Raw genomic sequence first — 14,036 nt, 5'->3', positions numbered from 1 at the left:
GGCTCCGGATACCTAGAGTGACCTGTCCCCCCGTCACCCGACCCGGAGCACGCCATGCGTACGCACTACCCCCGCACGGCGCACCTGCCGTGGTCCCCCGGTGCCACCGCGGACGACGTGCGCGCCGGGGGCACGTCGGCGCTGGCCGGGCGCGAGGTGGTGGTCACCGAGAAACTCGACGGGGAGAACACCACCCTGTACGCGGACGGGCTGCACGCCCGGTCCCTCGACTCCGGCCACCACCCCTCCCGCACCTGGGTCAAGGGCCTCCAGGGCCGGATCGGCGCGCGGATACCGGTGGGATGGCGGGTGTGCGGGGAGAACCTGTACGCCCGTCACTCCCTCGCCTACGAGGAACTCGACAGCTGGTTCTACGGGTTCTCGGTGTGGGACGGCGACCACTGCCTCGACTGGGACCGCACGCTGCGCTTCCTCGGCCGGCTCGGCGTCCCCGCCCCGCGCGTCCTGTGGCGCGGGGTCTACGACGAGCGGGCGCTGCGCCGGCTGCGCGTCGACACCACCCGCCAGGAGGGCTACGTCGTGAGGACGGCGGCCGGCTTCGACCGCGCCGACTTCGGCCGCTACGTGGCCAAGTGGGTGCGGGGCGGGCACGTGCGGACCGACACGCACTGGATGTACGCGCCCGTGGTGCCCAACGGGCTCGGCCCGGCCGCGCCGCTGTGGGCGGTCCGCTCCGGCTCCGAGCCGGACCCGGCCGGACTGCTCGCCGCCGTGGGGACGCCGCAGCCGGCCGACGCGGGCACCGAGCGGGCCGTCGCCGAGGTCACCGCACTGCTCGACGGCGCCGGCCGCACCGGGGAGGCCCGGCTGGCCGGCGTACTCGCCGCGGCGCTGCACCGGGAGCCCCGGGCCGCCCTCGGGGCGCGGCTCGCGGCGGGGCCGCTCGGGATGCGGACGGCGCGCCGCGTGGCCGACCTGGTCGGGCTGTACCCGGCGGTGCGGCGGCCGTTCCCGGAGGAGGAGCGGCGGGCCGGGCTGGTGCGGATGGCGGCGGCCGCCGACCTCGGGGTGCTGCACGCGCTGGCCGCCGGGCTCCCGGCGACGGCCGGGGAACTGGAGTGCGCCGAGTGGTCCGCGCTGTGCGCCGAGGAGGCCGGCCTGCTCGGCCCGGACCCGCTCGGCGGGCTGCGGGCCGGCCTGCGCGGGGCCCTCGGCGGGCTGGACGCGGACGCCGCCGACCGCTGCTGGGCCGAGGCCCGCGAGGCCTTCGCGCGGGGCTCGCTCGCCACGGCCGAGGAGGCGGTGGCCGCCACCTGGCGGTGGCGGGACGGGTCGGCGTACCCGCGCCTGGTGCAGCTGTGCGGGCCCTCGGGCAGCGGGAAGAGCACCTACGCGCGGGGCCTGCCCGGGGTGGACGCGTACATCGCCCTGGACGACCTGCGCGAGGCCCGGGGGTCGCGCGCCGACCAGCGGGCCAATCCGGAGGTGCTGCGCGAGGGCCTGGAGCGGCTGGACCGGGCCCTGGCCGCCGGGGGCACGGTGGTGTGGGACGCCACCTCCCTCACCGAGCAGCAGCGCGGCCTCGCCGGTGCGGTGGCGCGGCGCCGCGACGCGCTCGTCACCCGGGTGGTGGCGCTGGTCGGCGAGGCGGAACTGGTGCGGCGCAACGGAGTGCGCCCGCACCCCGTGCCGGAGGCCGTACTGGCGGCGCAGCTGCGGCGGTTCAGCCCGCCGTACCCCGGCGGGGCGCACCGCACCCGGTACGTCGGGGCGGCCGGCACGGTCGAGGACACGACGGGCTCCCTCGGGGACGCCGACGAGGGGGACGACGTCTGATGCGCACCAGTGAGCAGCTCTACCACCAGGTCCGCTGGGACCCCCGGTTCGACCCGGCGCGGTTCACCCTCGGCCTGCTGCAGCGCGGGGCCGCGCCCAAGCGGATACCGCTGCCCTCCTTCGTGCCCGGGGGCGACATCCCCTGGCACCGGGTGCTGTTCGTGGAGGCCGACGGGGAGCTGGTGTGGGACCGGGCCACCGGCGTCGACCGGATCGACGCGACGCCCGCCGGGCGGGTGCGGGAGCAACGGCTGCTCGGCGCCCCGTTCTTCACCGCCCGCACCCCGCACGCCTGGGACCCGGCGGCGGGCGCCTGGCGGCCCGTGCAGGCCGGGCCGGCCGCACGCCCGCCGGCGAGCGTGCGGCTGCTGACCTGGAACACCCTGTGGGACCGGTACGACGCCCCGCGCATCGCCACCGCCCGGCGCAGGCCGATGCTGCTGGCCGACCTGGCGGTCGCCGACGCCGACGTGATCGCCCTCCAGGAGGTCGAACCGGCGCTGCTGGCGCTGCTGCTGGCCGAGCCGTGGGTGCGCGACGGGTACACCCTGGGCACCGATCCGCGGGGTACGGACGTCACCGACAACGGGCTGCTGGTGCTGAGCCGGCTGCCGGTGCGGGAGGCGGGGCTGCACGAGCTGCGCCCGCACAAGGCGGTCACCGCCGTCACCGTGGACACCGCGGGCGGCCCGCTGGTCGTCGCCGCGACGCACCTGACCAGCGACCACACCGAGGACGGGGCGGCCCGCCGGGACGCGGAACTCGCGCGCCTCGCCGAGGGGCTGGGCGGGATCGCAGCCGGGGTCGCGCTGCTCGGCGACTTCAACGACGGCCGCTCCGGCGCCCAGGGCCCGGCCGCCGCGCTGGGGCTGCGGGACGCGTGGACCGAGGCGCACGGGGCAGGGGACGACACCCCGACCTTCGACCCGGCGGCCAACCCGCTGGCGGCGGTGGGCTCGCTGACGGGACGAGCCGCCCGCCTGGACCGGATCCTGCTGGGCGCCGCGGACGGCGTCCGGGTGCGGTCGGCCGGGCTGCGGGGTGACGCGCCGGGGCCGGACGGGCTGTTCGTCTCGGACCACTTCGGGGTGGAGGCCACCGTGGAGTACGCGGGCCCGGAAGCGGGGGCGGCGGCCGGGACGGCCGCCGCGCGGTGCGGCGTACCGGCGACGGCCCGGACGGCCGTGGCGTGGCTGGCCCCGCACGACCCGGCCGTCGGGGAGCTGCGCCGGGCGCACGACCCGGGGGCGGACCGCTGGCCGGCGCACGTGAACCTGCTCTTCGGCTTCGTGCCGGAGTCCTCCTTCGGGGAGGCGCTGCCGCTGCTGGCCGAGGCCGCGGCGGGCACCGGGCCGTTCACCGCCCGGCTGGAGGGGGTGCACTCCTTCGGGCAGCGGGACGACGCCACGCTCTGGCTGGACCCGGCGGCGGGCCCGGACGGCGACGCGCCGTGGCAGGAGCTGCGCCGCGCCCTGGCCGACCGGTTCCCGGGCTGCCGGGGCCGGTCGGGGGGCTGGACCCCGCACCTGACGCTGGGCCGCAGCGCGGATCCGCGGCGGGCCGAGCGGGAGTTCGCAGAGCGCCTCGGGCGGGCCGGGCGCACGGCCCGGGTCGGGGAGCTGGCGGTGCTGTCGCGGCGCGGGGACGGGCCGATGCGGGTGCGGGCGGTGGTGGAGCTGGGCACCGGCGCGGTGCGGCTGCCCCGGCCCGCGGCGCCGGCGGCGCCGGCCGAGGTGCCGGGTGCCGCCGCGGAGGTGGCCGCGCGGATCGCGGCGGCGCTGCCCGACGGGGTGGTGCGGACGGCCGGCTCGCGCCGCATGGGCTGCGCTCTGCCGGGCGCCGATCTGGACCTGGTGGCCGTGCTGCCGGGGCCGGCGGACCCCGCCGGGGTGCGGGCCCGGGTGGCGGCGGCGCTGCCGGGGGCGCGGCGGCTGCGGGAGGTGGCGGGGGCCCGGGTGCCGGGGCTGCGGCTGCACGCGTCCGGGCTGGACGTGGACCTGGTGCTGGTCGGCGCCGGGGCGCTGGAACCGGAGCTCGCGGTGGCCCGGCAGGCGGAGCTGGGCGAGGCGGCGGCGGTGGCGCTGAGCGCGCTCGACGACGCCGACGCGGTACGGGAGTCGGTGGGCGCGTCGCACGCCGCCTTCGCCGCCCTGGCGCGGGAGGTGAAGGCCTGGGCGCGGGCGCGGGGGCTGGACTCGGCGCCGTTCGGGGGGCTTCCGGGGCTGGCCTGGGCGGTCCTCGCGGCGCGGACCGTCGGTGAGGCGGTCCGGGGTGCCGGGGACCTCTCCCCCGCCGGGCTGCGGCGGGAGTTCTTCGGGACCTGGGCCGCCTGGGACTGGAGCGAGCCGGTGTCCCTGCTCCCGGCGGACGGGGCGGGCCGCTCCCCGTCGCCGGATCCGGTGACGGTGCTGACGCCCCGGGCGCCGGTCCGCAGCTGCACCGCGCAGGTGGGGCCCGGGATGCGGGACCTGCTGGTCCGGGAGCTGTACCGGGCGTGGGAGGTGCTGGAGGCGGATCCGGACGGCCTCGGCCGGCTGACGGCGCCGCCGCCGCTGCACCGGCGGCACGCGGCGTGGGCGGTGGTGACCGTACGGGCCGGTACGGCCGGGGAGTTCGAGGAGCGGCTGGGCCGGGCGCGGGGCCGGCTGCGGGCCCTGCTCGCCGGGCTCCCGGACGCCCACGCCTGGCCCCGCCCGTTCGAGCGGACCGCGACCTCGGCCCGTTACGCGGTGGGGCTGGGCCCGACGCCGCCGGACGCGGCCGCCCTGGCGGTTGTGGCCGGGCCGTGGGCGGCGGGCCTGCCGGGGGTGGAGGTGGGCCGGGCGGCGTCGGGCGAGGTGCCGGACCTGTGGTGAGGCCGGGCCGCACCCGGCGGGCGCTCACACCTCGATGACGATCTTGCCGGCGGTGTGGCCCTCCTGGCTGAGGGCGAAGGCGGCCGCGAGTTCGGCCAGCGGGAAGGTCTCGGCGACGGTGACGTGCAGGCGGCCCTCGTCGGCGAGGCGGCCCAGGGCGGCGAGGTCCGCGGAGTCGGGGCGGACCCACATCCACTGGCCGCCCGCCGCGAGCACCGTGTGGTCGGCGATGGAGGCGTGGCGGCCGCCGTCGGCGAGGACGGCGCGGGTGACGTCGAGGACGCCCCCGACGAAGTCGGCGACGACGGTGACGCCCTCGGGGGCCATGGCGCGGACGCGTTCGGTCAGGCCGTCCCCGTAGGCGACGGGTTCGCAGCCGAGGCCGCGCAGCCGTTCGTGGTTGCGCGGGGAGGCGGTGCCGATGACCCGGGCGCCGAGGGCGGCGGCGATCTGCACGCCGAGGGTGCCGACGCCGCCCGCCGCCCCGTGGACGAGGACCGTGTCGCCGCGGCCGGTGCCGAGGCGGGTCAGCAGCTGGTAGGCGGTGAGGCCGGCCAGCGGCAGGCCCGCCGCCTGCCGCCAGTCGAGGGAGACGGGCTTGGCCGCGAGGCAGCGTACGGGGACGCTGACGTACTCGGCGAAGGTGCCGCCGTGCACCCAGTCCTTGCGGGCGTACCCCATGACCGGGTCGCCCACCGCGAACTCGGGGGCGTCGATGCCGACGCGCTCGACGGTGCCGGAGACGTCCCAGCCCGGTACGACGGGGAACACGGTGTCCATGAGGCCGTCGAGCCCGCCCGCCATGATCTTCCAGTCGACCGGGTTGACCGACGCGCAGCGGACCCGGACGAGGACCTCGCCCGGGGCGACCTTGGGGACGGGCAGCCGGGTCTCGGAGAGCACCTCCGTCCCGCCGTACGCCCCGTACGCCATGGCCCGCATGGTGCCTTCGGTGTCCTGCGACATGGATGCGGCCTCTCCGTCTGCCTGCCCGAACCGGTGGGAATCGCCCCTTTTCTCCATCCCACCACGGACGCCGCCCGCACCGCCGGGCGCAACGCCGCCGGTCACTCGTACTCGGTGCCGCCCTTGCGCGTCAGGTAGGCCGGGCTGACGGCCTTCGCGATGGCCCGCCCGCCGGTCACGGGGCTGTACCGCTCGGCGGCCGGCCGGATGACGACACCCTCGCGCAGGTGCAGGCCGCGTCCGGAGACCGTCTCCCGGCCGCTCGCCAGCTCCAGTACCGTGTCCAGGGCGTACGGACCCTCGAAGAGCCGCGGCACCAGCGGGAGTTCACCGTCCCCGAACACCTCTTCGGGATCCAGCCAGCGCACCCGGCCGTCGATCTCGGCGGACACGTCGAAGACGGCGTAGCCGGGCGGCGCGTCGGCCGTCGCGGCCGGGACCCCGTACGCCAGGTCCTGCACTCCGGCGCCGTAGACCTCGCCGAAGACGCCGACGCGGCTCGCACCCAGCCGTTCGGCCAGCCGGGCCGCCGCCTGCGCCACGCCGTGGCCGCGTACCGCGCGCCAGTAGACGTTGCGCCCGTCCTCCTTGAGGGCCAGCCCCTTGGCCCCGACCCCCTTGGAGGAGACCAGGACGCGCCCCTCGCCGGCCACGTAGGTCAGCAGGCAGGCCGTGCCGTGGAGTTTCTCCGTCAGGACGACGGGCTCCCCCTCCTCGAAGATCCCCGGATAACGCTGGAGGTTCTCGACGTCCACCCAGGGGAGCAGGTCGGGGGCCGGCTCGGCGTCCCCGGCCATCGTGGTGGGGACGGGCGGGGACCACTTCACGATGCCCAGCGCCTCCGCGAAGTCGATGCCCTCCTTCGCGGCGAGGGCCAGGTCCACCCCGGCCAGGGCGCGGGGCCGGCAGACCAGGCCCTGCGAGAGCTCACCGCGCAGCCGGACGGCCTTGACCCGGTCCTTGGAGCTGCCCGCCAGCCGGCCCGTCAGCCCCAGCTCCTCGATCAACGCGAGCGGGAGCACCGCCTGTTCGGGTATGTAGAGCGCCAGGTCACCGGTGCGGTAGGCCCCCTTCGCGACGACGGCGCGGTAGAGGCCCACCTGGGCCAGCTCCAGCGCGTCGGCATCGGGGTGGTCGTGGACGGTCAGCTCTTCGACGGTGACACGCAGGGTGGACATCGGCGCCTCCTGGGACGCGGGACGGAATCGGGCTTGCGGCCCCACTCTCGGCGTCGGCATTTGCGCTGGTCCAGTGGATTCCGGGGTGTTAGCCTGCGCCGCGCGAACGGCATCGGCAGTTCCCCGTACGGAGGTTCGCGTGTCCCGTCGTCCCGTCACCGTCGTCACCGGAGGCAGCCGCGGCATCGGCGCCGCAATGCTGCGTGCGCCTCGCCGCCGAGGGGCACGACCTGGTGCTCGGCCACGCCCGCGACGCGCACCCTCAACCTGTCCATGGAGCTGGGCCCCGACGGCGTCCGCGTCAACGGGGTCGCTCCGGGCAGCCGGAGGAGGTCGCCGGGGCCATCGCCTGGCTGCTGTCCGAGGACGCCTCGTACACGACGGGAGCGGTGCTGCGGGTCTGCGGCGGCCGGTGACCCGGTGGCTCCGGACCGGCCCGGGGGCGGGCCCGGGCCGGGGGCGGGCCCGGGCCGGGGGCCGGGCGCGGCCCGGGGGCCGGGCCGGGCCGGGCCGGGCCGGGGATGATCTCAGCCGAAGGCGGCCCGGGTCGCGGGGCCGTAGACGCCGCTGGGGTCGCCCTTGATGTCCCGGTCCCGCTGGAGCTGCGCGACGCCGCGCTTGGTCTGCCCGTCGTAGACCCCGGTCACCTTGACGTACGTGAACCCCTGCCCGTACAGCCGCTCCTGGAGGACGCGGACCTCGGGCCCCTTGTCCCCCGGGCGCAGCGTCCCGGAGGAACCCGGCTGCTTCCCGGGCTTGCCCGAGGGCGTCGGCGAGCCGCTCGCCGGCTTCGACGGGGACGGCGGGGCGGAGGGGGACCGGGTGGCGGAGGCCGAGGGCTTCACCGTGGCGGCCTGGTTGCGGATCTCGGTCTCCCCGGCGCCGGGGCTGCGGGCGGGCAGCGCGGGCAGGTCCAGGTCGGGGCGGGCCGAGGCGGGCCGGGCCTGCGGTTCGGGCCCGCTCAGCAGGAACACCAGCGCGCCCGCCCCGGCCAGCGCCAGCAGCGCGAGGGCGGCCGGCGCGAGCCGGCTCCCCCGCCGCCCGGGCGCGTGCCGGTGGTCCGCGGCCGCGGGGCCGGCCGGGGGCGCGGGCGGGACGAGCGGCAGCGGCTGCGTCGTCTCCTCCAGGGACTCCGGCAGCGTCGGCCAGGCCGGGTAGGCCGGGCCGTAGGGGTCCTGGGGCCCCGCGACGTAGGGGCGTACGAGGTGGCGGTCGTCGGGCTCGGGCCCGTTCTCATCGGGGTGTGGGGACACGGTTGTCTCCGGGCGCGGACAGGGGGCCGGTGCGGCGGTGCGGAACCGGCCCCCGTCCAGCCGGTCAGGCCCTGCGCCGCCGGGCGGCGAGGGCCGTGCCCGCCCCCGGGGCCGGCACGGTCAGCGGGGCGCGGGCGGATATCGGCATGTGGGACTTCTCCGAAGTACGGCTCATTCGGTGGCTCTTGAGCGGACTCTTTCCGTCCGCGACCGCTTCGTCAAGCCGGCTGTCCGTTCCGCCCCATCCATCCGTTCTGCTCCGGCGGCGGACCGGGAGGTGACCGCCACCGTCACCGCGGCCGCCAGCATCAGCGCCGCGCCGGTGAGCGGGGCCGCCGGGACGGACACGCCGTCCACCGCGAACCCGCCGGCGAGGGCGCCCGCCGCGATGGCGAAGTTGAACACGGCCACCATCAGGGAGGAGGCGGCCTCGGCGGCCCGCGGCGCGGCCTGGAGCATCCAGCGCTGCAGGCTGACGGAGACCCCGCCGTAGAACAGGCCCCAGGCCAGCAGCAGTGCGGTCCCGGCGGCGGCACCCGGTACGACGGCGATCAGCGCCAGGACGGCGGTGAGGGTGGCGCTGACGGTGAGCAGCGTACGGCGGGCGTCGCGCGGCCCGGCCAGGAAGTTGCCCGCGACCCCGGCGAGGCCGTAGCCCAGGAGCAGGGTGCTGACCAGGCCGGAGCCGACACCGGAGACGTCCCGCAGGACGGGCCGCACGAAGGTGTAGGCGGCGAACTGGCCGGTCACCATCAGGAAGGTGACGAAGACCCCGGCCCGGACGCCGCGGTTGCGGCGCAGCAGCGCGGGCAGTTCGCGGAAGGTGACGGGCCCGGACGGGGGCAGTGCGGGGAGCAGCAGGAGCAGGGCGGCGGCGGTGAGGGCGCCGAGGACGCCGACCGCGCCGAAGGCCGTCCGCCAGCCGCCCAGTTCACCGAGGAGGGTCCCGGCGGGGACGCCGAGCACGGAGGCGGTCGGAACCCCGCCGAAGACCAGGGCCGTGGCCCGGCCGACGTGGTGCCCGGGGACCAGCCGGACGGCGAGCCCGCCCGCGACGGCCCAGAATCCGCCGACGCCGACGCCCACGAGCAGCCGGGCGGCCAGCAGCACCGTGAAGCCGGGTGCGAACGCGGCGGCGAGGTTGGCGGCGGCCGACAGGGCGATCAGCGCGCAGAGCACGTGCCGCCGGTCCAGCCGGGCGGCGCCGACGGTGACGAGGGGCGCGCAGAGGCCCGCGACGAGTCCGGGGACGGTGACCATCAGCCCGGCGGTGCCGTCGGAGACCCCGAGGTCGGCGCCGACGGGGGTGAGCAGGCCGACGGGCAGCAGCTCGGAGGTGATCAGGCAGAAGATCCCCAGGGAGACGGCCGTCACGGCCGCCCATGCCTTGAGGGGGCCGTGCCCCGAGGGGGACGGCTCGGGGGGCGTTTTGTCGCTGGGTCCGGGAACGCTGGACGCGGCTGGTTCGGTCATGCTCGGCACTCCGTACGGCAGGCGGGCGAGTGGCGCACGAGGGCACGGCGGCACCAGGCTCCGGGGGTCGCGCCTCCCCCGCCGCCCGCACTGCCGTGCCGTGCCGATCGCGTTCCCGCTCATTCTGCGACCGCCGGGGCCGTTTCCGGCCGCCGCCCGAAGGATCGATTCGGCAACGCCCGGCGCGGCCCGCCCCGTCACCCGGACGCGTGACCGCACGGATCCGCGGGGCTCCGGACTACGGCATGGTGGTCGGATGCAGTTACGCCGGGCCGCCCTGCCCCTGTCCCTCCTCGCGCTCCTCGCGAGCGCCGGCTGCGTGTCCGTGGGCGCGGAGTCCGGCGGGCCGGACCCGGCACGGGGCTCCGTACCGCCCGCGGACGCGCCGGACGCCTCCGGTGCACCGGACGTCACCGGCGCGCGCCACGCCCACGATCCGCCGCCGGAGCCGCCCCTGCCGCTGGGCGAGCTCCCGGGGGCGGCGCCGGAACCGGCCCCGCGGGTGCCGGCGCCCCCGCGCAGGGTCCGCCCGCCCGCGCAGCGGCCGGCGAAGCCCCTCGCGCCCCGGCGCGCCCGGCCCGCCGAGCCGCCGGCGGCGCCGCGCGTGCCGCGTCCGCCGCGCGGCGAGGAACTGTGCGAGGCGGCGGAGGGTGCGGTCCCGCCGTCGATCGTGGACCTGTGCGTACGCCAGTACGGCCGCTGACCGCAACGGACCTCCCCGCCGGGCAGACTTGACCCTCACACCGTGTCAGGCCCTGCACTGGAGCACGTCATGTTCACCATCGGAGACTTCGCCAAGCACGGCCGGGTGTCGGTCCGCATGCTGCGCCACTACGACGCGCTCGGACTGCTGCGCCCGGCACGTGTCGACCCCGTGACCGGCTACCGCTCGTACGAGGCGGGCCAGCTGGCCCGCCTCAACCGCGTGATCGCCCTCAAGGAGCTCGGCTTCAGCCTGGAACAGGTGGGGGCGGTGCTCGACGAGAAGGTCACCGCGCAGGAGCTGCGCGGGATGCTGCGGCTGCGCCGGGCGGAACTGGAGACCGCCGCGGCCGAGGCGGCGGCCCGCCTGGTCCAGGTCGAGACGAGGCTCCGGACCATCGAGAGCGAGGGGACCATGTCCGCGGACGAGATCGTCGTGAAGAGCCTGCCGCCGGTACGGCTGGCCGAACTGAGCGGGGTGGCCGCGAGCTTCGCCCCACAGGACGTCGGGCCGGTCATCGGCCCCCTGTACGAGGACCTGTGCCGCCGGATCGAGGCCGCCGGCGTGGTGCCGGCCGGTCCGGGTCTGGCCTACTACGAGGAGGCTCCGGGCGGCGAGCCCGGAGCGGTCCTGGTGCACGCCGGGCTCCCGGTGGCGCCGGCGGTGCGCGCCGAGGACCTCGGGGCCGGGGTGCGGATCGTCGGCCTGCCCGGGGTCGAGCGGGCGGCGACCGTGGTGCACCGGGGCCCGATGGACGGGGTACTGCCGACGGCGCAGGCCCTGGCCCGGTGGATCGACGCGAACGGCCACCGCTCGGCCGGCTACGCCCGCGAGCTGACGCTGGCCTGCCCGCAGGACCCGCAGGAGTGGGTCACCGAGCTCCAGGAGCCGCTGGCCTCCTGAGGGCCCGGGTCCGGTCGCGGACGGCCGCGCAGCGCCGGGCGGTGCCCCGGCGGGCCGTCCGCAGCCGGCTCACCGCGCCGCGGCCGCGCCGGCTCCACTCGGCGCGGGGCAGGCCGGCGCGCTGGCCGCCGCCGGTGATCAGGGCGTTGACGGGGGCGTGCGGGTCGGCGGCGACGCCCTTCGCGATGAGCACGCCGACGACGAGCGGGACCAGGGCGACCGCGAGCGCGGAGCCGGCGGCGGTCACGTGGCCGAGGCGCGGGCGGGGGGTTCCGGGTGCCGTGGTGTTCATGGCGTCATTCCAGCAGCGGCGCCGCGGCACGGGATCCGGGCGGATACTCAGTCCGCCCGGCACGGGGTACTCAGACGGTGGAGGACGGCGGTGGAGACGCAACCGGGGGGCTTCGAGCCCGCGACCGGCGACGGTCCCGAGACGGCCGGCGCGGGTCGGGCGGCCGAGGTGCGCACGGCGTACGAGGGGCTGCTGCAGATCCGCCGGCTGCTGGCCGGCGGGGCGGGGGTGCCCGCCCCCTGGGAGCTGCGGCTGATGCCGCGCGCGGTGGCCCTCGTACTGGAGGCGGCCGGCTTCCCGCCGTCGGCGGTGGACCCCGCCGGCCGGCGCACCCGGACCGGCTACCGGGTGGCGGGCGCCGCGGACCGGGTGGAGGTGACCTGGGCCGGCCCGCCGGGCGGGGGCGCCGCCGCGCAGGAGCAGGACCGCCTGAAGGCCTGCGCGGCGGAGCTGGAGCGGCACGGCTGGGAGTGCCTGCTGTACCGCGGGCCGCGGGGGCGGCGCTTCCTGGAGGTGGAGCGCCCGGAGCGCCGCCCGTGAGCCGGGCGCCCGGCCGCGGCGGTCGGGGCGCCGGGGTTCAGCCGTCGTCCCGGTGGCGCAGCAGGCGCAGGGCGTTGGCGACGACGACCAGGGTGGAGCCCTCGTGGACCAGGACGGCCGGGCCGATGCCCAGGCCGAGCGCGGTGGCCGGGACGAGGACGGCGACGATGCCCAGGCTCAGCCAGAGGTTCTGCCGGATGATCCGGCTCGCCCGGCGGCTGAGGCCGGTGATGAAGGGGAGCCGGCGCAGGTCGTCGGACATCAGGGCGATGTCGGCCGTTTCCAGGGCGACGGCCGAGCCGGCCGCGCCCATGGCCACGCCCACGGTGGCCCCGGCCATGGCGGGGGCGTCGTTGACCCCGTCGCCGATCATGGCGGTCCGGCCGGTGCGGCGCAGCCGGGCCACCTCGGTGACCTTGTCCTGCGGCATCAGGCCGCCGAGCGCCTCGTCCATGCCGACCTCGCGCGCCACCGCGTCGGCCACGCGCTGGTCGTCGCCGGAGAGCATCACCGTGCGGGTCACGCCGAGGGCGCGCAGCGCGGCGACGGTCCGGGCGGCCTCCGGGCGGGGGGCGTCCATCAGGCCGAGGGTGCCGAGCCAGCGGTCGCCGCGGCGGACCAGCATCGTGGTGCGGCCGGTCCGGGCGAGCTCCTCGGTGCGCTCGCGCAGGGTGGGCGGCACGGGCGGGCCGGCGAGGGTGTCGGCGTAGGAGAGGCTGCCGATGTGGACGGCCTCGCCGTCGAGTTCGGCGCTGACGCCGCGGCCGATGACGGCGCGGAGGTTGACGGCTTGCGGGGCCCCGGTGGCCGGGGTGCCCGCCAGCAGGGCCGGCGCGTCCCGTACGACGGCCTGGGCGAGGGGGTGGTCGCTGAGCCGCTGGGTGGCGAGGGCCGTGCGCAGCAGTTCCTCGCGGCCGGCTCCGTCGGCGGCCAGGGCCTCGGTGAGGCGGGGGCGGCCCTCGGTGAGGGTGCCGGTCTTGTCGAAGGCGAGGGTGCTCAGGCGGCCGAACTCCTCCAGCGGCGCACCGCCCTTGACCAGCACTCCCCCGCGGGCGGCGCGGCCGACGGCGCTGAGGACGGCGGCCGGGGTGGCGATGGCGAGGGCGCACGGGCTGGCCGCGACGAGGACGGCCATGGCGCGGTAGAAGGTGTCGGTGAACGGCTCGCCGGAGAGGGCGCCGAATCCGAGCAGGGCGGCGACGAGGAGGAGGACGCCCGGGACGAAGACCTTCTGGAAGCGGTCGGTGAACCGCTGGGTCGGCGAGGTGCGCTCCTCGGCGTCCTGGACCATGCGGACGACGCGGGCGAGGGTGTTGTCGGCGGCGAGGCGGGTGACGACGACGTCGAGGGAGCCGGAGCCGTTGACGGTGCCGGCGTAGACGCGGCTGCCGGGGTCGGTGGCGGCGGGGTCGGCGAGGGCGGCGGCCCGGTCGGCCACCGGCGTCTTGTCGGCGGGGACGCTCTCGCCGGTGATCGGCGACTGGTCGACGTTGCTGCTGCCCGCGGCGACGAAGGCGTCGGCCGGGACCCGGGTGTGCGGGCGGACCAGGACGGTGTCCCCGACGGCGAGCTGCTCGACGGGCACCTCGACTGGCTCGACGGCGCCGGCGCGCCGGACGAGGGCGGTGCGGGGGGCGAGGGCGCCCAGGGCCTCGACGGAGCGCCGGGCGCGGCCCATGGCGTACTCCTCCAGGGCGTGGCCGAGGCTGAAGAGGACGAGGAGGACGGCGCCTTCCTCCCAGCGGCCGATCGCGGCGGCTCCGGCCGCGGCGACGAGCATCAGGAAGTCGACCTGGAAGCGGCCCGCGCGGAGGGTGGCGACGGCCTCGCGGAGGGTGAAGAACCCGCCGAAGACGTAGGCGGCCACGAAGAGCGCCCGGGCGGCGGGGCCGTCGTTGCCGGTGAGCTGGAGGGTCAGCCCGGTGAGGTAGACGGCGAGGGCGAGCAGGGCGCTGACCAGCTCCGCGCGCTCTCCGGCCTTCTTGGCGTCACGCATCACGTCGTTCATGACATCAATATATCAGCACATCGAAATATATAGACGTGTGCACGTCCTGATCTCCGATCTAGGGTGGC

The 14,036-nt window shown here is 77.6% G+C and carries 11 protein-coding genes and 1 pseudogene; 6 read left to right on the top strand and 6 right to left on the bottom strand.

Annotated features, from left to right (window positions below; genetic code table 11):
* Positions 1-54: 54 nt before the first annotated feature.
* Together ABD973_RS30540 and ABD973_RS30535 are read left to right on the top strand one after the other, a co-directional pair.
* Positions 55-1,797, top strand: coding sequence for an RNA ligase family protein (locus tag ABD973_RS30540; RefSeq protein ID WP_125820107.1), 1,743 nt, complete (start codon positions 55-57; stop codon positions 1,795-1,797).
* Positions 1,797-4,652, top strand: a complete 2,856-nt coding sequence (locus tag ABD973_RS30535) for a poly(A) polymerase (protein WP_345503377.1) — start codon at positions 1,797-1,799, stop codon at positions 4,650-4,652. The genes ABD973_RS30540 and ABD973_RS30535 overlap by 1 nt, the downstream gene beginning before the upstream one ends.
* 24 nt (positions 4,653-4,676) lie before the next feature.
* Here the strand turns inward: ABD973_RS30535 and ABD973_RS30530 are convergent, their stop codons facing one another.
* Positions 4,677-5,594 (bottom strand): NADP-dependent oxidoreductase, encoded by a 918-nt coding sequence (locus ABD973_RS30530; RefSeq protein ID WP_345504796.1) that lies wholly within the window; start codon positions 5,592-5,594, stop codon positions 4,677-4,679.
* 125 nt (positions 5,595-5,719) lie between these two features.
* Positions 5,720-6,796 (bottom strand): RNA ligase (ATP), encoded by a 1,077-nt coding sequence (locus ABD973_RS30525; protein WP_345503375.1) that lies wholly within the window; start codon positions 6,794-6,796, stop codon positions 5,720-5,722.
* A gap of 308 nt (positions 6,797-7,104) precedes the next feature.
* Here ABD973_RS30525 and ABD973_RS30520 point away from each other — a divergent pair.
* Positions 7,105-7,212, top strand: a pseudogene (locus tag ABD973_RS30520) (SDR family oxidoreductase); the annotation flags it as partial.
* 111 nt (positions 7,213-7,323) lie between these two features.
* Here the strand turns inward: ABD973_RS30520 and ABD973_RS30515 are convergent.
* The gene (locus ABD973_RS30515; protein ID WP_125602316.1) at positions 7,324-8,049 is read right to left on the bottom strand and encodes a peptidoglycan-binding domain-containing protein; all 726 of its coding nucleotides are present in this window, start codon (positions 8,047-8,049) and stop codon (positions 7,324-7,326) included.
* 171 nt (positions 8,050-8,220) lie between these two features.
* Entirely contained in the window at positions 8,221-9,522 is a 1,302-nt protein-coding gene (locus tag ABD973_RS30510; RefSeq protein ID WP_241253123.1) for an MFS transporter, read from the bottom strand.
* A gap of 256 nt (positions 9,523-9,778) precedes the next feature.
* Here ABD973_RS30510 and ABD973_RS30505 point away from each other — a divergent pair, with 256 nt between their 5' ends.
* Positions 9,779-10,225, top strand: a complete 447-nt coding sequence (locus tag ABD973_RS30505) for a hypothetical protein (RefSeq protein WP_345503371.1) — start codon at positions 9,779-9,781, stop codon at positions 10,223-10,225.
* Positions 10,226-10,294: 69 nt separating this feature from the next.
* Positions 10,295-11,128 carry a MerR family transcriptional regulator gene (locus tag ABD973_RS30500; protein ID WP_345504794.1) on the top strand — a complete coding sequence of 278 codons (834 nt, stop codon included), beginning with the start codon at positions 10,295-10,297 and terminating at the stop codon, positions 11,126-11,128.
* On the opposite strand, the gene ABD973_RS30495 is transcribed toward ABD973_RS30500, so the two are convergent.
* Positions 11,097-11,420, bottom strand: a complete 324-nt coding sequence (locus ABD973_RS30495) for a hypothetical protein (RefSeq protein ID WP_125820112.1) — start codon at positions 11,418-11,420, stop codon at positions 11,097-11,099. The two genes, ABD973_RS30500 and ABD973_RS30495, sit on opposite strands and share 32 nt — an antisense overlap.
* Before the next feature lie 90 nt (positions 11,421-11,510).
* On the opposite strand from ABD973_RS30495, the gene ABD973_RS30490 reads away from it, so the two are divergent.
* Positions 11,511-11,960 (top strand): hypothetical protein, encoded by a 450-nt coding sequence (locus ABD973_RS30490; protein WP_125820113.1) that lies wholly within the window; start codon positions 11,511-11,513, stop codon positions 11,958-11,960.
* 37 nt (positions 11,961-11,997) lie between these two features.
* Here the strand turns inward: ABD973_RS30490 and ABD973_RS30485 are convergent, their stop codons facing one another.
* Positions 11,998-13,968 carry a heavy metal translocating P-type ATPase gene (locus ABD973_RS30485; protein WP_345503368.1) on the bottom strand — a complete coding sequence of 657 codons (1,971 nt, stop codon included), beginning with the start codon at positions 13,966-13,968 and terminating at the stop codon, positions 11,998-12,000.
* Positions 13,969-14,036: the final 68 nt, after the last annotated feature.

Source organism: Streptomyces racemochromogenes, from assembly GCF_039535215.1.
Taxonomy (GTDB): domain Bacteria; phylum Actinomycetota; class Actinomycetes; order Streptomycetales; family Streptomycetaceae; genus Streptomyces; species Streptomyces racemochromogenes.
This window is presented reverse-complemented; position numbering and strand designations above follow the sequence as displayed.

Bases quoted from the DNA above. Each gene is read 5' to 3' on its own strand.
- ABD973_RS30525 (WP_345503375.1), bottom strand. From the start codon at position 6,796: ATGTCCACCCTGCGTGTCACCGTCGAAGAGCTGACCGTCCACGACCAC.
- ABD973_RS30495 (WP_125820112.1), bottom strand. From the start codon at position 11,420: ATGAACACCACGGCACCCGGAACCCCCCGCCCGCGCCTCGGCCACGTG.
- ABD973_RS30510 (WP_241253123.1), bottom strand. From the start codon at position 9,522: ATGACCGAACCAGCCGCGTCCAGCGTTCCCGGACCCAGCGACAAAACG.
- ABD973_RS30485 (WP_345503368.1), bottom strand. From the start codon at position 13,968: ATGAACGACGTGATGCGTGACGCCAAGAAGGCCGGAGAGCGCGCGGAG.
- ABD973_RS30500 (WP_345504794.1), top strand. From the start codon at position 10,295: ATGTTCACCATCGGAGACTTCGCCAAGCACGGCCGGGTGTCGGTCCGC.
- ABD973_RS30505 (WP_345503371.1), top strand. From the start codon at position 9,779: ATGCAGTTACGCCGGGCCGCCCTGCCCCTGTCCCTCCTCGCGCTCCTC.
- ABD973_RS30535 (WP_345503377.1), top strand. From the start codon at position 1,797: ATGCGCACCAGTGAGCAGCTCTACCACCAGGTCCGCTGGGACCCCCGG.
- ABD973_RS30530 (WP_345504796.1), bottom strand. From the start codon at position 5,594: ATGCGGGCCATGGCGTACGGGGCGTACGGCGGGACGGAGGTGCTCTCC.
- ABD973_RS30540 (WP_125820107.1), top strand. From the start codon at position 55: ATGCGTACGCACTACCCCCGCACGGCGCACCTGCCGTGGTCCCCCGGT.